A 22,318-nucleotide genomic window follows, 5' to 3' on the forward strand; every position below is an offset into this window, starting at 1 on the left:
GCCCGCATTGAAATCACTGGATGTCCTTTTTATGCCGTTTCCTCGCCTGAAAAGACCGACACTGAGTCGGATTGCGTTTATCAGCCTGTTTTCAGCCTATATCGCACTGTTTTTAAATTTCGCTTTTTACCATCAGGTGCTGAGCGTGTTTCCGTTGACCTCACCGCGCAATATTCTGGTGTTTATCACCATGCCGGTGGTGATTTTTTGCGTGGTCAGCAGTGTGGCGATGCTGGCCTCGCTGGTGAAGCTGGACCGGGTGGTGATCGCGCTGTTTATTCTGGTCAGCGCCTCGGCGCAATATTTTATCCTGACCTATGGCATCGTGATGGATCGGTCAATGATCGTGAATATGCTCGATACCACCGCCTCCGAAACTTTCGCTCTGCTTACGCCGCAACTCGCGCTGACGCTGGTATTTTCCGGGGTGCTGATGGCGATGCTGGCGTTCTGGGTACGGATAAAAGAGGCCGCGTCCTGGCGGCGATTTGCCCATCGCGCCCTGAGCCTGATCGCCTGCGCCGCCGTCGTGGTCGTGGTGGCGCTGCTGTTTTATAAAGATTACGCCTCGCTGTTTCGCAATAACAAAGAGCTGGTAAAAGCGATCAACCCTTCCAATACCGTTACCGCCGGCTGGTCGTGGTATGTGCATAACCGGGAAGACAACCTGCCGCTGATAAAAATCGGCGAAGACGCGAAGCAAAATCCGCTGATGCGCCAGGGCAAGAAAAACCTGACGATCTTAATCGTCGGCGAAACCTCCCGGGCGGATAACTTCTCGTTAGGCGGCTACGCGCGAGACACTAACCCGCAACTGGCGCAGCGCGACGTGGTGTACTTTCCGCATACCACCTCCTGCGGCACCGCCACCGCCGTCTCTGTTCCGTGCATGTTCTCCAATATGCCGCGCGCCCGTTACGACGAGGCGCTGGCCCATCATCAGGAAGGTATGCTGGATATTATTCAACGCGCCGGTATTCAGGTACTGTGGAACGAAAACGACGGCGGCTGTAAGGGCGCGTGCGATCGCGTTCCCCATCAGGATATGACCAAACTGAACCTGCCCGGTCAGTGTATTGACGGCGAATGCTATGACGATGTGCTGTTCCACGGGCTGGATGAGTACATCGATAAGCTTACCGGCGACGGCGTGATTGTCCTGCATACCATCGGCAGTCACGGGCCGACCTACTTTAACCGCTATCCGCCGCAGTTCCGTAAATTTACCCCCACTTGCGACACCAATCAGATCCAGACCTGTACGGCGCAGCAGTTGACCAACACGTATGACAACACGCTGCTGTATGTGGACTACATCGTGTCGAAAGCGATCGATACGCTGAAAGCGCACCAGGATAAATTCACCACCAGCCTGGTTTATCTCTCCGATCACGGCGAGTCGCTGGGCGAAGATGGCGTCTATTTACATGGGCTGCCTTACCACATCGCGCCGGCCACCCAAAAACATGTCCCGATGCTGGTATGGTTATCCGATGACTATCAAAAACGTTATGCTGTGGATCGGGATTGCCTGAATAAACGCGCCGCACAGGATGCTTCACAGGATAATTTGTTTTCAACCATGCTGGGACTGACGGGTACCCAAACTAAAGAGTATATTGCGTCCGACGATCTGGTGGCGGCGTGCAGGGGAACAACGCGATGAAAATATTGGTTGTAGAAGATGATGCGCTGCTATTGCAGGGGCTGGTAATGGCGCTTCAGGGCGAAGGTTACGCCTGCGACGGCGTCTCTACCGCCCAGGCGGCGCAGGCCAGCCTGCTGGCCGGGCAATACAGCTTGCTGATCCTCGATTTAGGTCTGCCCGATGAGGACGGTCTGCACGTGCTGTTGCGCCTGCGTCGCCAGAAAATGATGCTGCCAGTGTTAATTTTGACCGCGCGCGACTCGGTGAATGAGCGTATCGCCGGGCTGGATGCCGGTGCCGATGATTACCTGATCAAGCCCTTTGCGCTGGACGAATTGCTGGCGCGCATTCGCGCCCTGATCCGCCGCCACGCCAACCAGGCGGACAATACCCTGGAAGTGGGGAATCTGACGCTGGATATGACCCACCGAATCGCCAAACTCGACGGCATGCAGGTGGAGCTTACGCCAAAAGAGTACGCCATTCTGTGCCGTTTGATGCTCAAAGCGGGCCACCCGGTACACCGGGAAATCCTCTATAACGATATCTATAACTGGGACAATGAACCCGCGACTAACACCCTTGAAGTGCATATCCACAATCTGCGCGACAAAATCGGCAAAGCGGCGATCCGCACCGTGCGCGGCTTTGGCTATGCGCTTATCAAGCCTGGCGAGGAAAACGAACCATTATGAGGGCATGGATCACCCGGATGATAAGCCACCGCACGCTACGTTTTCGCCTGCTGCTGGCCATCGGCCTGATTCTGGTGGTGTGCCAGGCCATCAGCGTGGTGTGGTTGTGGCATGAAAGCAAAGAGCAGATTTCCTTTCTGGTGGACGAGGCGCTGCATAACCGTAATAACCAGCGGCACATCGAAAAAGAGATTGTCGAAGCGGTGGCCAGCCTGGCGTTGCCCAGCCTGGTGATGATTTCGCTGGCGCTGCTGCTCTGTTTCCAGGCGGTGAAATGGATCACTCGACCACTGCTCGAACTCCAGCGCCATCTCGACAACCGCAGTGAAGATAACCTTGAACCCATCGGCTACGTGAGTTCGGTACGGGAAATTGATGCGGTCACCCACGCCATCAATCATCTGGTGTCGCGGCTGACCGTCACGCTGGAGCGCGAGCGGCTGTTCACTGCCGATGTCGCCCATGAACTCCGCACCCCGTTAGCCGGGCTGAGGCTGCATCTGGAGCTGATCGAAAAGGCGCATCATGTGGAGGTGAAACCGCTGTTGCAGCGGCTCGATCAAATGACCCAAAGCGTATCCCAACTGCTGCAACTGGCGCGGGTCGGGCAATCTTTCGCCTCCGGGGAGTATCAACAGGTGCCGTTACTGGCGGAGGTGATCGAACCCATGCAGGCAGAATTTGAAGCCATGCTGCACGCGCGCCATCAAAGGCTGCACGTTTACGCTCCTCAGGACGTCACAGTGCGCGGCGACGCGACGCTGCTGCGCGCCATGCTGCGTAATCTGGTGGAAAACGCCCATCGCTACAGCCCGGAAAATACCACCGTATTTATTCGTGTGGAAACCGCCCCGCATCCGCTGCTGGTGGTGGAAGATGAAGGGCCGGGCATTGATGAAACCCAAAGCGGCGAACTCAGCAAAGCCTTTGTGCGGATGGACCGCCGCTATGGCGGGATTGGCCTGGGGTTAAGCATCGTCACCCGTATCGTTCAACTGCACCAGGCGCGGTTTATTCTCGATAACCGCAACCCCGGGCCGGGATGCCGGGCGCGGGTGCAGTTTCTGTGAGGCGGCGCTAATTGGCGTTGCCGGAACCAGACTCAACCCACACAGCTTCCCAAAAACTGCTCTTTCGTGTGGCGCTGGCCCCTCATCACCACATCAAATCATCGGGCACTTTAAAATCGGCATACGGATCGTCTTCATCCTGCTGTTCCTGGCTTAACGCGCTATTGAGTACGATGCTGTCCGCGTCGCGCTGGGCGATTTTATCGGCCACGCTGGCAGGGATAATCGCGTATTCAAAGGTGCCCTTACCCTCTACGGCTAAACGCGCAATGGCAAGACGACCATTGATCAACTGCGCCTGCGTCGTCTTATCCACCACGACTTTTTTAATCAGGTTGTTATCGGTGAAATTAAACTCAATATCGCCTTTTGACACGGTGATCCGGTTCATTTCAATCAGCTGTTTCACCTGCGCTTTATATTCTTTCGATAACGCCGCCTGCTTTTGCTGTTCGCTGAGCTGTTTGTCCCGCTCAAGCTGCGCTTTCTTATTCTCTTCAACGGCCTCGCGGGCTTCACGCGCCTGAACGCGTGATTTTTTTGCCGTGCGCTGGACCTTTGCCATTTTTTTGCTGGTCACTAAGCCCGCTTTCAGCATCTGCTCTTGTAAGGTAAGTTTTGTCATCGTCGTCTCTACGCTCGCCCGTTATCCAGTCCAGATTATTTTAATTTAAGCATTTTCACCGTGGCATCGATATCGATCTCATCTTCAGAAAAGATAAGCGTCGAGCCCTGGAAGGTGGTAATCGCCAGCTTTTTCAGCGTACGCATTTCACCCGGCTTTGCGGCGGACTTAGGTCGGATGCTGCTCATTAATGCGCCGACAGACAGCACCGCATTCTCTTTATCGATGCGGGCATCGGCAGGCACTTCTTCGCTGTAAACCAGATAAGATTTGATCGACGTGAGCTTCAGCCGCTCGCCCGCGATAAAGATGTATTTGCTTTCCGGGACCACTTTCACCGCATAGGCTGACAGGCCCTTATTATTGGTGGTGGGTTCGAACGTCACCGCGGCGTCTTTTTTAATCAGCTCCGGATTGGCGACCTTAATCACATGAAAATAGCGGTTGTCGCCGTTCTCATCTTTGATAAATCCAAAACCTTTATCTTTAAACCACGTTGTGATCTTTCCGTTCATCGCCATTACCGCCTGATTAATCTGTTAGCTACTTAATTTTTGCAGCGCGAAGTGTAAAGCACAATGTCTGCACCGTCTACGTGGGTACGATATCAACGCAGGTTGCTCAATCGCTGAAGGCGCGCAGCGTAAGCTGGCCCTACATACCGGCTCGCAGGATTTGGTTTTTCCCTGCCGACTTGGCCTGATACAGAGCTTGATCGGCCCGTTTCAGTACGGCCTGCCCTGTCTCTCCAGGATGATGCTCCGCCATGCCGCAACTGAATGTGACGCGCAGATTTTTTTCGCGCCATTGCCGCCGGGAAACCACAATACGCCAGGTTTCCAGAGCTTCCAGATAAGTGTCAACATCGCTACCGTTAAACAGCACAATCAGTTCTTCTCCGCCAAAACGATAAAGCGAAGCGTGCTTTTCATCGAGGAGAGATTTGCCGGTTTTGCCCACATACTGAAGTACGCTATCACCCACATCATGGCCATAGGTGTCATTGATCATCTTGAAGTTATCCAAATCAATAATCGCCAGCCAGAAGATGTGGCCTTCCTTAATCATGTGATCCAACTGTTCATCTAATTTACGTCGGTTTCCAATGTGCATTAGCGTGTCTTCCGTGGCGTTACGAAAGGCTTCTTTAAGATCGCTATTCTTCTTCTTTATGTTCTCGTACAGATTTTCAAAATCCTTGCTCTTTTCGTTGTAATCAATGCCATTGGAGAGCAGATACAGGCTGCGTATCAGGTCACGAACATAGAAGCGTGCAATGAATATCAGCACCAGATAGATGGCGAAGGAGATGATCATCATGTAAATCAGTGAATGCGGCACCTCGTCTACCCATGAGTCATAGCGGGCCTTATCCACCACCGTAAATGTCGTCCAGGATGGATTTGAAAAGGTTTTGTAGAAAATATACTGACGCGATTTCTCGTCATAGAAATGGCCTTCGTCCTCGACGGATCGGGTGATCCATTCATGAGGCACCGCCATGTTTAGGTTATCTTTGGCATTTGACCGCATGATAACGGTGCCATTATTTGTCGCGACCATGAACCGGCCTTCAAACGGCGCGATGATGGAATTAAGCGTTTTGCTCATGGACTTTAAATCCAGGTCGAAAGCAATGTTCCCGTATTTGTTCATTTCTTCATCGAACAGATTTTTGCTCACGGTGATAGTGCGCATCACGCTATTGCGATGCGTTTCGGTAAGACCATCTTTATAGGGTTCAGAATAGTATGTTTCGCTATGCTGTTTGATATCCGGATACCAGGGCCTGGTCAGCACATCATAATTATTCAGCCTGACGGGCGGATAAATAATGTAATCACCTTCGACATCAGACAGAATCGCCGCGTTAAAGAAGGGTAAAGAGGAAACCATGGATGAGATAATGGTCCCTACCATATCTTTATATATTCACGAACGCCCCCAGGCGTCAACCGACCGGTCAGGATGGTAAAAACCATTTCGATATCTTCTATCTGCCGGTTAATATTCTCAGTGGTCGTATTATGGGTAAATTGCGTAAGGCTCTCATTAAATGCGCGAATCCTTTCTTCTTTTATATGGTTCAGATTCCATAATGAAAGAATGGTGAATGGCAATAACGTAATGCACATAAGCAATACATAAATACCGTTTTGTTTTAACTTAACACGATCAGTTTTCATTCAATAGTTACATTTTATATTATAGACGGGTTATCGTTTGCATTTATGTCAACGCAACGTCACTTTTAATGGCGTAAAGAGGTACTTATCAATGAACTCACTTTTACTGACTGGCGCAGAGAACAGAAACCCCTGGACATACTTGACGTTCATCTGCCGCAGCAGTGATAGCTGTGCCGGCTCCTCCACGCCTTCAACGATAACTTCAGTATTGAAGTCATGATAAACACTGATGATGTTTTTTATTAACGATGGCCGGTTATTAGCCAGTAAGCTCTTGTCTAACTTAGCGAAATCAAACTTAAAATACTGTAGCGTTCTGAATGCATAGCCCAGACTATCAATGTCATCCCATGCGATACGGAATCCATACTCACGCAATCTGACAGCGTTCCTGATGGCATGGTTGTTTAATGGAATGTTGCTTTCGGTGATTTCAAGAATGATACTGCGCGCAATGTCACGGCTAATATCCTTGCAAATCAAAGCGGCAAAGTCGGGGCGATTAAATGAGCAAGGAGAAAAGTTAAAACTAAACCGAAATTGACGCTGCGCAAGGAGATGATTATCACAAATAAATTGCACCCCGCTTCGGAAACAAAATAAATCTATGTCTGAAATCGATCCATTCCCTTCAGATAAATTTATGAATTTATCCGGAGTGATCGTTTCATTAGCATATATTCCGCGTATCAAAATTTCCGCCCCGACACAGTGAGAACCACCAATTTCCATAAGGGGTTGAAAAACAATGTCCAGACAATCCTGCAAGTGACCTTCTGCGATCTTCTTCATTAACCAATTAACTTTAAAATCATTTATCATTTAATTGTTCTTAAAATGGGCACTGTGTATTTTTATTAATGCTGTGTTGAAGCTAATATCCCTGCTCAACATCAGCCAGATAATAATCACACTGGCAATTATCTGGGGCGCACTCGATATATTTGTAGGCGCCATATTACAGTTGCCCTAATAAAATAACCACAATAATATTAATGTTGATACAGGAAATTGCTGAACGAGCAATTGACACCTGACTGGTTATTATTTCCCCTCACTTAGCCCACCACCCGCAAATCCGATAACCGCGTGGTGTACGCCGGCGACAGCATTTCACGCTTCATTGCCCAGCTTTTCTGGATCCCCTGCCCGGCGAACCACAGTTTGCCTGTTCCTTGCTCATGGATTTTATCAATCACCGACATCAGCGCGGCGCTGTTTTCCCACGGCGTATGCTCATCAAACAAATTTAACTGCGCTACGCCGAGACTGTAAAAATCACTCAGCATCACGCCCGCTTTCAGATACCGGCAGTTGCTGCGCCAGATACGCTCCAGCGCACTCACCGCCATTTTGATGATGTCGCGGGTGTCGTTACTCGGCGTTGACAGCACGCTGAGCGCCTGGTTGGCGTAATACTCTTCTTCAATGGCGTGCGGGCTGGTACGGATAAATACCGAAACCTGGCGGCAAAACTGGTGCTCTTCGCGCAGTTTTTGCGCCGCGCGTTCCGCGTACGAACACACCGCCTGGCGCATCTCTTCATACTCCGTCACCCGGTAGCCGAACGAGCGGCTGCAAATAATCTGTTGTTTCGCCGGAACAAACTCCTCCATGGCGAGACAGGACTCACCGCGCAGTTCCCGCACGGTGCGCTCCAGTACCACGCTGAAATGTTTGCGGATAAGCCAGGCGGGGCATTCAGCTAAATCCCGGGCGGTGGTGATGTCCATGGCGCGTAGCTGCTTGCTTAAGCGCCGCCCCACGCCCCAGACTTCTTCAACGGGAATATGCGCCAGCGCGTTGTGCTGGCGTTCAGGACTGGAAATATCCAGCACGCCGCCGGTGCTTTTCCAGCGCTTGGCGGCATAGTTCGCCAGTTTCGCCAGCGTCTTGGTGCGCCCTATTCCCACGCCCACCTGAAGATGCGCCTCCTGGCGGATGCGCTGTTGGATCTGTTGGCCAAATGACTCCAGCGACTGATAACTGGCGATGCCCCGCACATCCAGAAAGGCTTCATCAATGGAATACACTTCCGTGGCGGGCGCCATCTCCTCCAGAATACTCATCACCCGATGGCTCATGTCGGCATACAGCGCATAGTTAGAGCTGAATACCGCCACGTTATGGCGCTCAAACAGCGCTTTCTGTTTAAAGTACGGCGCGGCCATAGAGACCCCTATCGCCTTCGCCTGAGCGTTGCGCGCGATAACGCAGCCATCGTTGTTACTCAGCACCACCACTGGCCGCGCCCATAAATCCGGGCGAAACACGACTTCGCAGGAGGCGTAAAAACTGTTGACGTCAACCAGCGCAAACATGGTCGTCGGCTCTTAAATCGACTCGCGTCGCAGCGAGAAGGCTATGTGTGTCATCAATCAATTGCATGATGAATATATAAATTAACTGTATTTATATACAGTATGATTAATTCTGCCGAAGGCTCAAGACATCAGAAATAAAAATCGTTATCTTGAGGATGTTTCTGATGATTTTTTGTACTAAAGAGCGCAAAGTAACGTCAGGCGTTACGTATTACTGTTAATCAGGCGGAGTCTTTATTGATGCAAGTCAGTCCAATCATCATCCTTCAGGTGGGTACGCCGCCGGAGGAGATGCTCGCAGTCCATGATGATGTCCCGGTATGGTTTTGCCATGCGTTGCAGGTGCCTGTGGGTGCCGTTGAAGTGGTGCGCGTGTTTGAGGGCGAGCCGCTGCAGGAACCCGATCCGCGCCGGATGGCGATTATCACCGGTTCCTGGGCGATGGTGACGGAACGCCTGCCGTGGAGTGAGACCATGGCGGCGTGGATCCGCGAGGCGATGCGCGTCCATATGCCGCTGTTCGGCGTCTGCTATGGCCACCAGCTCATGGCCTATGCCCTCGGCGGGCGCGTGGATTACCATCCTCAGGGGCGTGAGGCAGGCAACCAGCAAATCACCCTGACGCCGGAAGCCCAACACGATCCGCTGCTCAACACCTTTCCGCAGACCTTTACCGCGCACTTAACCCATATGCAGACCGTGGTAGAGCTGCCGCCGGGCGCGTCTGCGCTGGCCTACTCCAGCCATGATCCGCACCAGATTGTGCGCTACGGGCCAAATGCGGTGTCCACGCAGTTTCATCCGGAATTTACGCCGGCCATTTCGTCGGCGCTGTTGCAGTTCCGCGCCGAGATCCTGCGTGGCGAAGGCCGCGATCTGGATGCCATGCTCAGTGAAGTCCGCGACGCCCCGGAGGCCCGCAACGTGCTGCGCTTTTTCATCCAGCAGACCTGCGGCCACCACAGCCAGGATATTTTCGACCAACCGAGCGTGCTGCATTATTAACACCCTTCCGACAATAAAAAACGCGCTGTACCGACAGCGCGTTTTTTATTCAACTTCGCTTTTTCTTTAATACCCAGCTCACCACGCCAAAGATCTGCAACTGCGAATCATCGCTAAAGGTGATGGGTCGATACGCCGGATTGGTCGGCACCAGTTGCGGCACCGGGCGCAGACGCAGCAGCTTCACGGTAAAATCGCCATCCACGGCGGCGACAACCACATCGCCATGCTGCGGGGTTAACGCGCTGTCCACCACCAGTAAATCGCCATCGGAGATGCCCTCTCCTGTCATTGAATCCCCCGAGGCCTTAAGAAAATAGGTCGCACTGGGGTGCTGAATGCATAAAGCCGCAATATCAATACGGGTTTCTACGTAATCCTGCGCCGGAGAGGGAAAGCCGCACGGCACGTACTCAAGAAAGAGCGGTAAATATTCGGGGCGAGTCGCTTCGCTTAAGGGAATTAATCTGTTCATTTTTAGTCATGCCCAACATCACTGTGTTTATATACAGTATTATTGTTTTTGCGCAGCCGACAACGCCATTTTGGCCGCTTCGCCACAATGCGTTGAAAAATAGAAAGATTTTATTTTTTAACCGGCAGGAAACGTGACAGCGTGACAGAAGAATAAAAAATAACCGCCTGCACGGACAGGCGGTCGGTCAGAGAGCAGGATCAGCCAGGCAAACGCTGCCCCAGCACCGCGTCAATCACCTCCAGCGCGCCGCTGTGGTTCAACGAGGCGGTGGCATATTTAGCGATCTTTTTCACTTCCGGCGCGGCGTTGTCCATGGCAAAGGAGTGGCCCACCAGTTGCAGCATTTCAATGTCGTTGCCGCTATCGCCCACCGCCACGCATTCGCTGGGATCAATATTCCAGCGCGCCATCAGGCGCTGCAAACCGCTGGCTTTGTGTGAGCCGGGGATAATCAAATCCACAAAACCGAAACCGCTGGTCACTGGTTTGACGATGCCGTCCAGCGAATGGTGCAGGCTGTCCACCAACGCCGGGATCGCGTCGTCGTGCAGGTTAAGTGAGAACTTAAAGATCACATCGTCGATGGCGTAGAGATCGTCCACCGGCTTCAGGCGGTGGTAGTGTTTGGACATTAAATCAATAAACGCCTGCGGCGCGCCGGCGCGGTAATACGCGCTCTCCAGCCCGCAAACCACAAAGTTAATGCCCTCGAATTCGCCGAGTTCATCCACCACTTTATGGAACTGCGCGGTGGTCAGCTCGCCGTGATGAACGCGTTGTCCCTGGTCATAAACCAGCGCGCCGTTTTCCGCCACGAAAGAGATGTCGTGACAAATCTCCGGGAAAAATGAAATAAGCTGGTAGTACTGGTTGCCGCTGGCGACCACAAACTTGATGCCCTTCTCCTTCAGCGCGTGGTACTGCCGTTGAAACCTTTCCCGATCATAGTCCTTTTTCTCGTTGAGAAAGGTGCCATCCATATCCACCGCGATGAGCTTAATCTTCATACAACCTCATTAAATCAGTACAACTCAGGGGCGGTATGCTACCACCCTTTAATTGAAGAACCATATGGAATGAGCCTCTTCATCTTTATCGCCAATGAATTTACGGCTGTTCCAGTCGCGTCATCGCCGACCGTAACGCCTCACGACTGATGCCATGCACCGGGTGCGATAAACAGAGCCCGCACTCCTCCACCAGACAATCATACAGCGCATCGGCATGGGGTAATTCTTCCGTTGCGGCAGGATAACCGGGCGTACGCCGGGTGACGCGCCGGTTAAGCAGCGTGATTTTGCCGCCGTCAGGGCGCATTAGCGCCAGCAGAAAATGATGGCGGAAATGGGAGTCCGGCCAGCGGGAGACAAAATGATTCGCCATCAGATAATCCGCCGGATACTGGTGCGCCAGATCGAAGCGGTACAGCGCCTGCCAGCCCTCGTCATTGCACGTTTCCAGGCTGTAATCGTCGGCATGCTGCCTGATCCGGTAGCTGCCGTGCGGTGTGTGCTGCACCGCGTCCGGAATAAAGGCTATCGGCGTCGACAGCGTCTGGCCGCCGAATCCCACATCCGCCAGCCAGCGGGTATCGTCAAGGGTAATCAGCGACAACCGATGGGTGCGCGGCGGCATCTCCGGCGGGTTTGCCAGCACCACCCGCGCCCCCAGATCCTGTACCGCGAACCCCAGTTCGCGCAGCGCACGCGTAAAAACGCCATTCTGCTCGTAACAATAGCCGCCGCGTCGGGCGCTAAGCAGCTTGTCAGAGAGATGCGCGTCATCCAGCAAAATGGGCCGCTCCAGCAGCACGTCGAGGTTTTCAAAGGGGATATGACAGGTGTGCAGTAAATGAAGCTGTTTTAACGTCGCGTAATCCGCGCGCGCCTCACCGCTAAAGCCGATGCGCGCAAAGTAATCATCAATAAAGGCCATAACCGGGTTCCTGTAAAAACACCCTACAGTTATAGCCTTTAATCACCCTGACCTGTTTCGGTTTGTGCGATTTCAGGGATTCTCCGGCGCGATCAGGATCGCGCGGATATCGTTAACGTTGGTCAGCGTCGGGCCGGTGATCACCAGCGCCTGCTGCGCGGCAAAGTAGCTGTAGCTGTCATGGGCGTCGAGGAACGCCGCGGCATCCGGCCCGCGCGTCAGAGTATCTGGCCCGATAACCGCACCGGCGGCGTCCTCGGTGCCGTCAATACCGTCGCTGTCCCCGGCGATGGCCCAAATCCCCGCCTCGCCTTTTAGCGCCACCGCCAGGCTGAGCAAAAACTCGCTATTGCGCCCGCCTCGCCCGCCCTCGCTGTTGCCCAGCGTCACGGTGGTTTCTCCGCCGCTCAGCAGGATCGCGGGCGGCTTCACCGGTAAGCCGTGGCGCTTCACCGAACGGGCGATGCCGGCCATCATGATACCCATCTGGACGCTTTCGCCCTCCAGCGCATCGCCGAGGATCAGCGGCGTATAGCCGAGCTTTTCAGCCATCTGCGCCGCCGCCTGCAATGCCGAGTGCGGCGTGGCGATGGTTCGCACCTCGCTGCGGATATCGCTTTCCCGCACCGGCTCACGCGGCGCGTTCAGCACGCGCCGCACCGCCTCCGGCACCGGGATGTGATAGCGCGCCAGAATCGCCTGCGCCTGCGCCGCCGAACTGTTATCCGCAACCGTCGGGCCGGAGGCGATATCGCCGGGGTCATCCCCCGGCACATCGCTGATCGCAAGCGTCACCACCCGCGCCGGATACGCCGCTTTCGCCAGCCGCCCGCCCTTGATATCCGATAACTGCTTGCGCACCACGTTGATTTCGTGGATGGTCGCCCCGCTGCGCAACAGCGATTTGGTGAGCGCCTGCTTATCCGCCAGGCTGATGCCTGGCCGGGGCAGCGCCAGCAGCGCCGATCCGCCGCCGGACATCAGCGCAATCACGCAGTCGTCCGGTCCCAGATCCTTCACGCTTTCCAGCGCCAGCATCGACGCCATTTCGCTCATGCAGTCCGACACCGGATGGGCCGCTTCAATAATCCGGATACGTTGGCACGCCACCGCATGGCCGTAACGCGTCACCACCACGCCGCTCAGCGTCACGTCCGGCCAGGCGGATTCCAGCACTGCCGCCATGGCGGCGCTGGCCTTACCCGCGCCGACGACCACGCAGCGCCCGCCGGGCTTTTCCGGCAGCGCCTGACGCAGCGCGTCGCTCGGGTCGGCCCGCTGGATCGCGGCCTGGAAAATCTCCCGCAGTTCACCACGGTATTGTGCATCCTGAGAGATCGTCATCGCCCCCTCCGTTAGCTTTCCAGAATGGCGCCGATCACCGCGTCAGTCACCTGACGGGTGTTAGCGCTGCCGCCGACGTCCGGCGTCTTAATGCCCGCCGCGCAGACTTTATCTACCGCGCTCAGCAACAGCGCCGCCGCGTCCGCTTCGCCGAGGTGCTCCAGCATTTGCGCCGCGGTCCAGAAGCTGGCTACCGGGTTAGCGATACCCTTGCCGGTGATGTCAAACGCCGAGCCGTGGATCGGTTCGAACATCGACGGGAAACGGCGCTCCGGGTCGATATTGGCGGTCGGCGCAACGCCCAGGCTGCCAGCCAGCGCCCCCGCCAGATCCGACAGGATATCGGCGTGCAGGTTAGTGGCGACGATGGTATCCAGAGACTGCGGATGCAGCGTCATACGCACCGTCATGGCGTCCACCAGCATTTTGTCCCAACTGACGTCCGGGAATTCCGCCGCCACTTCCGCGGCGATTTCGTCCCACATCACCATGCCGTGACGCTGGGCGTTGGATTTGGTCACCACGGTCAGCAGCTTGCGCGGACGCGACTGCGCCAGACGGAAGGCATAGCGCATAATACGGGTTACGCCGACGCGGGTGAAAATCGCCACTTCGGTGCCGACTTCCTCCGGTAATCCCCGGTGCGCCCTGCCGCCGTTGCCGGAATATTCCCCTTCCGAGTTTTCCCGCACGATCACCCAGTCCAGCGCGCCCGGCCCGGCGTGGCGCAGCGGCGACTCAATCCCCGGCAGAATGCGGGTCGGGCGCACGTTGGCGTACTGGTCGAATCCCTGGCAGATCGGCAGACGCAGGCCCCAAAGGGTGATATGGTCCGGCACGTCCGGCGCGCCCACCGCACCGAAGTAGATGGCGTCAAACGCCTTAAGCTGCGCCAGGCCGTCTTCCGGCATCATCACGCCGTGGGCTTTGTAATAATCCGAGCCCCACTCAAAGGTCTGGAAGGAGAAACGCAGCGTGCCGAGGCGTTTTTCCAGCGCTTTTAACACATCGATCCCGGCGGAGATCACTTCCGGGCCGATACCGTCAGCGGGAATAGCGGCGATTGAATAATTTTTCATGATCAGTTCCTTGTAGAAGAGAGGTTAAACGTGCGTCGCCGGAGCGGCGGCGGCACTCTTTTTGTTCATGGATGAGAGCAGTAATACCGTGAGCGAAGAGAGCACCAGCAGACCGGCGACAAACCACAGGCCCCAGGTGTAACTGCCGCTGTGTTCTTTGATGAGGCCAATCATGAACGGACCGACGAAGCCGCCCAGATTACCGATGGAGTTAATCGTGGCGATGCCCGCCGCCGCTGCCGGGCCGGAGAGAAACAGCGTCGGCATACTCCACAGCGGCGGTTTGGAGGCGCTGATGCCACAGTTGACGATGGTCAGCGCCAGGATCACGGTGACCACTGTGGTGGCGGTTCCGGCATACAGCAGACCGCAGGCCGCCAGCAGGCAGGCACCGATCACATGCCACGGGCGTTCGTTGGTGCGGTCGGAATGACGCGCCCAGACCACCATCGCCATTACCGCAATCACCGCAGGAACGGCGTTCAGCAGGCCGACGGCCATGGAGGAAATCCCCAGGGTTTTGATGATCTGCGGCGACCAGATGCCGAGGGTATACAGCCCGGCGGAGGTCCCGAAGTAGACCAGCGCCAGGGCCAGCACGCGTGGGTCGAGCAGCCCTTTCAGCACGCTGTGCTGGGCAGTGGCCTGCTTGCGGGACTGTTCGGCGGCGAGAGTCGCCATCAGCCAGTTGCGCTCTTCGTCATCCAGCCATTTGGCTTTTTCGGGTTTATCGGTCAGCCAGAACAGCACGACGACGCCGAACACCACGGCGGGAACGGCTTCAAGCACGAACATCCACTGCCAGCCTTTAAAGCCCATCAAACCGTGCATTTCCAGCAGCGCGGCGGAGATCGGCGAACCGAGAGCGGTAGAAATCGGCGCGGCGGCCATAAAAATCGCCGTCACCTGGGCGCGGCGCTGGGCCGGGAACCAGTAGCTGAGATAAAGAATAATGCCGGGGAAGAAGCCCGCTTCCGCCACGCCGAGCAGGAAACGCAGGGTGTAGAAGCTGGTGGTGCCCTGTACAAACGCCATCGCGCCGGAGACCAGTCCCCAGGTGATCATCACTCTGGCGATCCAGATGCGCGCGCCGACTTTATGCAGGATCAGGTTGGACGGGACTTCAAACAGAAAATAGCCGAGGAAGAAAATCCCTGCCCCGAGGCCAAACACCGTGGGGGAAAAGCCGAGATCGTCGTTCATGGTCAGCGCCGCGAAACCGATATTAACGCGGTCGAGAAAGGCAATGAAATAGAGCAGCATGATGAAGGGTACGATGCGCCAGGTGATTTTGCGCAACACCCGTTGTTCGAGTTTGCAGGTCATGTGAGGTCATCCTCTTTCGTTATGTAGGGTACGCAGTTCGTGACTGCTGTTAACGATTATGCAAACTTTTGTTGATGTATCATTCACATGGGTTTATACAAAAAAATGCAATAATCGCTGCGGGGATCGACATGGATCTGCATCAACTACGGTGCTTTTTAGTGGTGGCGGAAACGCTGCACTTCGGGCAGGCGGCACAGCGTCTGGATATGCTGCCCTCGGCGCTGGGTCGTCATATCCGTTTACTGGAGGAATCGCTCGGCACCCGGCTGTTTACTCGCTCGACCCGCAAAGTGGCGCTGACGCCGGACGGCGCGCAGCTACGCGACGACGCCAGAAAGCTGCTGGCGCAGGCCGACGCTATCGCTATGCAGTTTCGCCATCGCGCCCGGCACAGAGCCACGCTGCTGCGCATCGGCACGATTGATAGCGCCGCCACCGGGCTGCTGCCGCCGCTGTTGCACGCGTTTCGCAAAGCGCATCCCGATGCCGAAGTGCAGTTGATGGAAGACAAAACGGTTCATCTGCTGCCGAAGCTGAAAAGCGGACGGCTGGATCTGATTTTTATCAGGCCGCCCGCGCGGCTGGATGAGGAGTTTGCCCAGCAGTTTTTGCTGTATGAGGATATTGTGGTGGCGGTGCCGTCGCGGCACCCGTTTGCGCTGCGCCAGTCGCTGAAGATTGAGGATTTAGCCAACGAACCGATGATCGTCCCTGAGCGCCGCTCGCGCCCGCACAGTTATGATCTCACCATGAATCTGTTCCACGATGCCGGGTTAACGGTGCATATTTCACAGGTGGCCGATGAGAAGCAGACCATCATCAACCTGGTATCAGCAGAGCTGGGGCTGGCGATTGTCCCGCAGTGGAGCAGCCGGATTTCGCTGCCGGACGTGTCGTTTGTACCGCTGAACGTTGACGCCGGCTCAACGCGCCAGGGCTTGCCGCTTGCCGCCGTCTGGCTGCGTTCGGCAAGCGACCCGTTACGCGATGCGATGCTGGAGGTGCTCAATGCCCATCGCGAGTTTTATTCCCGGCCCGGGACGGTTTAAGCCCCAGGCGTTTCGCCAGGCGGTGCAGGTTCGCCACATCGATGTCCAGCGCCCGGGCGCTGGCGGCCCAGTTATGGTTATTTTCCGCCAGGGTGCGGCGAATAAGCTGGCTCTGGAATGCATCAGTGGCGCTGCGCAGCGCCAGGTTTTCTGGCGGGAGTTCCACCGGGGCTGGCGAAGAGGTTTCCAGGCCTGGCGTTAAGGCGAAATGGCTGGCTTCGAGGATCAGTTCATCACTGTTTTGCGTCGCACCCGCCAGCAAAATCGCCCGGTGAATGGCGTGTTCCAGCTCACGCACGTTGCCCGGCCAGTCGTAAGCGCGGATATGCGCCAGCGCGCTGGCGCTCAGCACCACGCTGCCCAGCCCCAGCCGCGCTCGGGACTGCTCACAGAAGAAGCCCGCCAGCACCACTTTATCGTCCCCGCGCTCGCGCAGTGCCGGAACCGCCAGCGGAAACACGCTTAGCCGATGATACAAGTCGGCACGAAAACGTCCTTCCATAACCTCTTCTTTCAGGTCGCGGTTAGTGGCCGCTAACACGCGCACGTCAACCCGCAAACTGCGATCGTCACCCACGCGCTGAATATCGCCATACTGCAAAACGCGCAGCAATTTTGCCTGCAACGGCAGAGAAAGCTCGCCGATCTCATCTAAAAACAGCGTACCGTGATCGGCCATTTCGAACTTCCCGCTGCGGTTGCTGATCGCTCCGGTAAACGCGCCTTTGACATGGCCGAACAGCTCGCTTTCCGCCACCGTTTCCGGCAGCGCCGCGCAGTTGAGATACACCAGCGGATTGGCGGCGCGGGCCGATCCTTCATGGATAGCGCGCGCCACCAGCTCTTTACCGGTACCGGTTTCGCCGCTGATCAGCACGTTGAGATCCGAGGGCGCGACAATATCAATCGCCTTTTTCAACGCCACCATTGGCGCGCAAAGGCCGATCATCTCGCTGCCTGAGGCGTGGCCGGTATGGGCGGCAGCGGCGGCGGGCAGCGGGTTATTTTTCTCCAGCTGTTCGATCAGCAACGCATTATCCAGCGCCCCGGCGGCAAGCACTGCAATCAGCCGCAGCTCTTCATCGCTGAAGTTATCAAACTGGGTAGGGTCCATGCCGTCGAGGGTGAGCGCGCCAATCAGGTTTTGCCCGGCGAACAGCGGCAGGCCGATGCAGGCGTGGACTTTCAGGCTTTCATGACCGGGGATCAGGCCATCGTACGGGTCCGGCAGGGTGCTGTCCGCCGGGAAGCGCACAATGTCTCCGGCGCGGGCGATGGCTTCCAGTCGCGGATGCTCGTTAAGGGCGAAGCGTCTGCCGGGTACATCCGGGGACAATCCATCAATCGCCAGCGGGCGGAAGTGCTGGGCTTCATAGCGCAGCAGCGCCGAGGCATCGCACTGCAACACATCCCGTAAGGTGCTGATTAAGCGCTGGAAACGATCCTGATGGCTGATGCCCTGCTGAAGTTGAATGGCGATAGTGGCGAGAAGGTTGATGGACAGGCTCATCGCGAACGTCTCATAAATAGTCAATATGACTGAATTTTGTCATATTGACTGCATTTATGAAAGGCGTGAGGGTAATGGCCCACTGTCGCGGGCAACGGGTTACATACTGTAGCCCGGCTTCTTCGCCAGCGTATCCAGATTCGGCGCGATCTCCGTATCCCACACCTGCGCTTTCCAGTTATCCGGCTGGACTTGTTCCAGCGCCACGCTCACCGAGGCCGGTTTGCTGTCGAGATGTTTAATCACCACATTAGCGATATCTTCGGCAAACGCCTGGCGCTGCGCTTCGGTGAGATCACGCGGGAAAAATTTAATGTCTACATGCGGCATGGGAGCACTCCTGAGGAAAGGGAGCAATTATCCTGCCCTGTTTTATCCGCTATGACAAAAGCTTATTTGCCCGCAGCACGTTCTGTAACTCGGGCCGCTCGCAGACCCGGTCAGCCAGCGCGTTAAGCTTCGGCGTTTCGGCGGCGAACCAGTTCGGCCGTGGCCGCCAGATGCGGATCGCCGGCCAGTAGGCGTCAATTAGGGTCAGCCGCTCGCCAAACGCGTAAGGCGCGTGATGCAGTTGAGTTTCCAGCCAGCGCCACAGCGTTTCGCGATAGCGGTTAGTGCTGTCGGTCAGCGACGCCGGGCTTTCCGTCACCCAGCGTTCCGGGTAATCGCCGTAGGTAAAAGTGGGATAGACGTTCGCCACCAGCCAGACCAGCAGCCGCCAGAACTGTTGACGCGGTTTACTGCCGGGTTCCGGCGCAAAGTGCGGATGCCGGTCCAGCAGCCACAGGGCAATGGCGGCGCTCTCGGTCATGATCTCGCCGTCGTCCAGTTCCAGCGTCGGCACCTGGCACAGCGGATTTAGCCGCGCAAGCCTGTCCCGCTGCGGGCCGGGCTGGTCGAAGCCCTCAATATCAATAAACTGGTAAGGTTCCCCTACCATCGTCAGCATGATTTCACTGATTGCCGAGCCCCAGCCCGGCGCGCCGTAAAGCTTCATCGTCACCTCCTGAGTTCTCTTTTAGTGTAATAACTATTCAAATACTCACCCGGATGATTGCTCTGGCCTGAAACGAGTCAGTGGTAGATTACCTCGCGCCATCTGCACTTTTTGGGCTTTTTTAATCTTCGTCACACTCAGCCCACTGCGCGGATTTGCCGCCACGAGGAATTCGGGTAGGATGCTGCGCCGGAAAGTCGCCTCACCAAAAATAAAACAGAGGCGTCCCTTATTTTTTCAGGACAGGAACACAGGAAAACATGACCACCAACAACGATCATGCGGCCGAACATCGGGCCGCTAAACGACGCTGGCTCAATTCCCATGAAGAGGGCTACCACAAGGCGATGGGCAACCGTCAGCTCCAGATGATCGCCATCGGCGGCGCTATCGGCACCGGGCTGTTTTTAGGCGCGGGCGCGCGCCTGCAGATGGCCGGGCCGTCGCTGGCGCTGGTTTATCTGGTATGCGGGATTTTCTCGTTTTTCATTTTGCGCGCGCTGGGCGAACTGGTCCTGCACCGCCCTTCCAGCGGCAGCTTTGTCTCCTACGCCCGTGAATTTCTCGGCGAGAAAGCCGCGTTCGTCGCAGGCTGGATGTACTTCATTAACTGGGCGATGACCGGGATTGTCGATATCACCGCAGTGGCGCTGTATATGCACTACTGGGGCGCGTTTGGCGACGTTCCACAGTGGGTGTTCGCGCTGGCGGCGCTGGCGATTGTCGGCACCATGAACATGATCGGCGTGAAATGGTTCGCTGAAATGGAGTTCTGGTTCGCGCTGGTTAAGGTGCTGGCGATTGTGGCGTTCCTGGTGGTCGGCACGATTTTTCTCGGCACCGGTAAACCGCTGGACGGCAACGCCACCGGCTTCCATTTGATCACCGATAACGGCGGCTTCTTCCCGCACGGCCTGCTGCCCGCGCTGGTGCTGGTCCAGGGCGTGGTGTTTGCCTTCGCCTCTATCGAACTGGTGGGTACAGCGGCGGGCGAGTGTAAAGATCCTGAAAAAACCGTGCCGAAGGCGATTAACAGCGTGATCTGGCGTATTGGCCTGTTTTACGTCGGCTCGGTAGTGCTGCTGGTGCTGCTGCTGCCGTGGATGGCCTACCAGCCGGGCCAGAGCCCGTTCGTGACTTTCTTCTCTAAACTGGGCGTGCCGTATATTGGCAGCGTGATGAATATCGTGGTGCTGACGGCGGCGCTCTCCAGCCTCAACTCCGGGCTCTATTCCACGGGCCGTATTCTGCGCTCGATGTCGATGGGCGGTTCCGCGCCGCGCTTTATGTCGAAGATGAGCAAACAGCAGGTGCCCTACGCCGGGATCCTCGCCACCCTGTGCATCTATGTGTTCGGCGTGGTGCTGAACTATCTGGTGCCCAGCCAGGTGTTTGAAATCGTGCTGAATATGGCGTCGCTGGGCATCATCGCCTCGTGGGCGTTTATCGTGGTGTGCCAGATGCGCCTGCGTAAAGCCATCCGCGAAGGGAAAGCCGAGAAAGTCAGCTTCAGAATGCCGGGCGCGCCAGTCACCTCCTGGTTGACCCTGCTGTTCCTGCTCAGCGTACTGGTGCTGATGGCGTTTGATTACCCGAACGGCACCTGGACCATCGGCTCGATTCCAGTGCTCTGCCTGCTGCTGATCGCCGGTTGGTACGCGGTGCGTAAGCGCGTGAACCAGATCCACAGCACCGCGCCCGTTGAGCCTGGCGCCCATGATGCGCCCGCGGAAAATCCGCTGATTGAGCAAACCTCTCGTTAATCTACTGCGCGCCGGGTTCTCGCCCGGCGTTTCTCCCTCTCAAATGATAAAAAAAATCTGCTGATTCCATTGCCTGCCCTTCATAATCCAGGTCACGATAGCCGCATTATTTTAATAACGTATTCAGGAGGAATCGATGAAACCATTGGGGATATCGATAACCGCGTTGGCACTGTGCACCGGGAGCGCCGGGGTTTTGGCCGCGGATGGCGTATCGTTTAGCCATAAGAACTGGGAAGTGGTGTGCGATAACATCCTGACCTGCCGAGCGGCGGGCTATGGCCCGGAAGAAGGCAGCGGCGGCTCGGTGCTGCTCACCCGAGAAGCAGGCCCCGGCACGGCGGTACAGGGGCGTGTGATGCTGGCGGATATCGAAGAAAACGACTCGCCGGAGACCGTGGAATTAACCCTGTTTATCGATAACCAGACGATGGGAACGGTCGCACCCGGGCCGGACGGCGACTGGGAGCTTACCCAACAGCAAACCGATGCCCTGATCGGCGCGGTAAAAGGCAGCGGCGTAGTGGAATTTCGTGGCGGCAAAGCGCCGTTTACCCTTTCCGGCGAAGGCGCAAACGCGGTATTGCTGAAAATCGACGATGTGCAAAAACGCGTGAATACGCCAGCGGCGCTGATCAAAAAAGGCAGCAAAGCGGAAAACAGCGTGCCTGCCGCCCCGGCGATGCCGGTGATTGTGGCGGCGGCCACGCTCGACGCCCCGGAAAAGCCGCTCGATGATGCGCAAAGCGCCACCCTTCGCCCGCTGCTGCAAGCCAGCGTCAGCGCGGATGATTGTGAGCGGCTCTACCCCGACCAGCAAAATCCGCCGGAAGCCATTTCCCTCACGCCGCTGGACGAGAAGCACGTGTTGCTTTCCACCCTGTGCTGGCGCGCCGCTTACAACGAGGGCTACGGCTACTGGGTGATGGATGCGGCGTTGAAGGGCAAACCGCAACGGGTTACCAACTCCGGCACCAGCTACCTGAAAGGCATTATCGATATGGCCCAGAAAGGCCGTGGCTTGGGTGATTGCTGGAGCAACGAAAGCTGGGTCTGGGACGGTAAAAGCTTCCAGCTCAGCAGCAGTTACACCACCGGCATGTGCCGCTATTTACGCGCTGGCGGCACCTGGGTTCTGCCCACATTAGTGACAGACGTAAAAAAAGCCGATAACGCGCTGTAACGCCCCCATGCGGGCGCGGCCCCACCGCCGCGCCCGCTTCACTGCGAATCCTCCCAGAAATCCGCTGACATCCGACCCGCCACGCAGGGTGTCTA

21 protein-coding genes and 1 pseudogene are annotated in these 22,318 nt (G+C 56.4%); 7 read left to right on the plus strand and 15 right to left on the minus strand.

The features are described from left to right. Positions 1-31 precede the first annotated feature (31 nt). From eptA to pmrB, 3 genes are read left to right on the plus strand one after another with little or no spacing between them, the layout of a single operon-like run. Positions 32-1,666, plus strand: coding sequence for a phosphoethanolamine transferase EptA (eptA, locus tag FHW74_RS14680; RefSeq protein ID WP_183171138.1), 1,635 nt, complete (start codon positions 32-34; stop codon positions 1,664-1,666). Further along, the gene (pmrA, locus tag FHW74_RS14685) at positions 1,663-2,343 is read left to right on the plus strand and encodes a two-component system response regulator PmrA (RefSeq protein WP_183171139.1); all 681 of its coding nucleotides are present in this window, start codon (positions 1,663-1,665) and stop codon (positions 2,341-2,343) included. The genes eptA and pmrA overlap by 4 nt, the downstream gene beginning before the upstream one ends. Next, a complete protein-coding gene (gene pmrB / locus FHW74_RS14690; RefSeq protein WP_183171140.1) occupies positions 2,340-3,413 on the plus strand; it encodes a two-component system sensor histidine kinase PmrB in 1,074 nt (357 codons plus the stop codon). Before pmrA ends, pmrB begins: the two co-directional genes overlap by 4 nt. An 85-nt stretch (positions 3,414-3,498) precedes the next feature. On the opposite strand, the gene FHW74_RS14695 is transcribed toward pmrB, so the two are convergent. The 6 genes from FHW74_RS14695 to umuC all read right to left on the minus strand — a co-directional run bounded on the left by FHW74_RS14695 (position 3,499) and on the right by umuC (position 8,548). Further along, complete coding sequence (locus FHW74_RS14695; protein ID WP_183171141.1) at positions 3,499-4,038, minus strand: DUF2058 domain-containing protein; 540 nt, start codon at positions 4,036-4,038, stop codon at positions 3,499-3,501. A 35-nt stretch (positions 4,039-4,073) separates the two neighbouring features. After that, positions 4,074-4,559, minus strand: a complete 486-nt coding sequence (locus FHW74_RS14700; protein WP_183171142.1) for a cold-shock protein — start codon at positions 4,557-4,559, stop codon at positions 4,074-4,076. Positions 4,560-4,692: 133 nt separating this feature from the next. Next, positions 4,693-5,958, minus strand: coding sequence for a sensor domain-containing diguanylate cyclase (locus FHW74_RS14705; RefSeq protein ID WP_183171143.1), 1,266 nt, complete (start codon positions 5,956-5,958; stop codon positions 4,693-4,695). Next, positions 5,952-6,224 (minus strand): hypothetical protein, encoded by a 273-nt coding sequence (locus FHW74_RS14710; protein WP_183171144.1) that lies wholly within the window; start codon positions 6,222-6,224, stop codon positions 5,952-5,954. The genes FHW74_RS14705 and FHW74_RS14710 overlap by 7 nt, the downstream gene beginning before the upstream one ends. 48 nt (positions 6,225-6,272) lie before the next feature. Beyond that, on the minus strand, positions 6,273-7,049 hold the full coding sequence (locus tag FHW74_RS14715) for an EAL domain-containing protein (RefSeq protein ID WP_183171145.1): 777 nt from the start codon (positions 7,047-7,049) through the stop codon (positions 6,273-6,275). 236 nt (positions 7,050-7,285) lie between these two features. Further along, positions 7,286-8,548 (minus strand): translesion error-prone DNA polymerase V subunit UmuC, encoded by a 1,263-nt coding sequence (umuC, locus tag FHW74_RS14720; RefSeq protein ID WP_183171146.1) that lies wholly within the window; start codon positions 8,546-8,548, stop codon positions 7,286-7,288. Positions 8,549-8,791: 243 nt separating this feature from the next. Between umuC and FHW74_RS14725 the strand changes: the two are divergent. Next, positions 8,792-9,573: pseudogene (locus tag FHW74_RS14725) on the plus strand (glutamine amidotransferase). 32 nt (positions 9,574-9,605) lie between these two features. Here the strand turns inward: FHW74_RS14725 and umuD are convergent. From umuD to FHW74_RS14755, 6 genes are all read right to left on the minus strand, one after another. Beyond that, positions 9,606-10,031, minus strand: coding sequence for a translesion error-prone DNA polymerase V autoproteolytic subunit (gene umuD / locus FHW74_RS14730; RefSeq protein WP_183171148.1), 426 nt, complete (start codon positions 10,029-10,031; stop codon positions 9,606-9,608). A 200-nt stretch (positions 10,032-10,231) separates the two neighbouring features. Then, positions 10,232-11,041, minus strand: coding sequence for a Cof-type HAD-IIB family hydrolase (locus FHW74_RS14735; RefSeq protein ID WP_183171149.1), 810 nt, complete (start codon positions 11,039-11,041; stop codon positions 10,232-10,234). A gap of 100 nt (positions 11,042-11,141) precedes the next feature. After that, positions 11,142-11,969, minus strand: coding sequence for an arylamine N-acetyltransferase (locus FHW74_RS14740; protein WP_183171150.1), 828 nt, complete (start codon positions 11,967-11,969; stop codon positions 11,142-11,144). Positions 11,970-12,041: 72 nt separating this feature from the next. Continuing rightward, positions 12,042-13,313 (minus strand): glycerate kinase, encoded by a 1,272-nt coding sequence (locus FHW74_RS14745; RefSeq protein ID WP_183171151.1) that lies wholly within the window; start codon positions 13,311-13,313, stop codon positions 12,042-12,044. 11 nt (positions 13,314-13,324) lie between these two features. Beyond that, the gene (locus tag FHW74_RS14750) at positions 13,325-14,392 is read right to left on the minus strand and encodes a tartrate dehydrogenase (protein ID WP_183171152.1); all 1,068 of its coding nucleotides are present in this window, start codon (positions 14,390-14,392) and stop codon (positions 13,325-13,327) included. Between the two features lie 24 nt (positions 14,393-14,416). Further along, positions 14,417-15,718, minus strand: coding sequence for an MFS transporter (locus tag FHW74_RS14755; RefSeq protein ID WP_183171153.1), 1,302 nt, complete (start codon positions 15,716-15,718; stop codon positions 14,417-14,419). 131 nt (positions 15,719-15,849) lie between these two features. Between FHW74_RS14755 and FHW74_RS14760 the strand changes: the two genes are divergently transcribed. Then, a complete protein-coding gene (locus FHW74_RS14760) occupies positions 15,850-16,770 on the plus strand; it encodes a LysR family transcriptional regulator (protein ID WP_183171154.1) in 921 nt (306 codons plus the stop codon). Here FHW74_RS14760 and norR read toward each other — a convergent pair. From norR to FHW74_RS14775, 3 genes are all read right to left on the minus strand, one after another. Then, positions 16,727-18,280 (minus strand): nitric oxide reductase transcriptional regulator NorR, encoded by a 1,554-nt coding sequence (gene norR / locus FHW74_RS14765; RefSeq protein WP_183171155.1) that lies wholly within the window; start codon positions 18,278-18,280, stop codon positions 16,727-16,729. The genes FHW74_RS14760 and norR overlap by 44 nt on opposite strands. 99 nt (positions 18,281-18,379) lie before the next feature. Further along, on the minus strand, positions 18,380-18,610 hold the full coding sequence (pptA, locus tag FHW74_RS14770; RefSeq protein ID WP_183171156.1) for a tautomerase PptA: 231 nt from the start codon (positions 18,608-18,610) through the stop codon (positions 18,380-18,382). 49 nt (positions 18,611-18,659) lie between these two features. Next, positions 18,660-19,277, minus strand: a complete 618-nt coding sequence (locus FHW74_RS14775) for a glutathione S-transferase family protein (RefSeq protein WP_183171157.1) — start codon at positions 19,275-19,277, stop codon at positions 18,660-18,662. A gap of 260 nt (positions 19,278-19,537) precedes the next feature. Here FHW74_RS14775 and ansP point away from each other — a divergent pair, with 260 nt between their 5' ends. After that, the gene (ansP, locus tag FHW74_RS14780) at positions 19,538-21,040 is read left to right on the plus strand and encodes an L-asparagine permease (protein WP_183171158.1); all 1,503 of its coding nucleotides are present in this window, start codon (positions 19,538-19,540) and stop codon (positions 21,038-21,040) included. Between the two features lie 136 nt (positions 21,041-21,176). After that, entirely contained in the window at positions 21,177-22,223 is a 1,047-nt protein-coding gene (locus FHW74_RS14785) for a DUF1176 domain-containing protein (RefSeq protein WP_183171159.1), read from the plus strand. The last annotated feature ends 95 nt before the right edge of the window (positions 22,224-22,318 follow it).

The sequence above is a fragment of the Atlantibacter sp. RC6 genome, from assembly GCF_014193285.1.
In the GTDB taxonomy this organism is placed as follows: Bacteria; Pseudomonadota; Gammaproteobacteria; order Enterobacterales; family Enterobacteriaceae; genus Atlantibacter.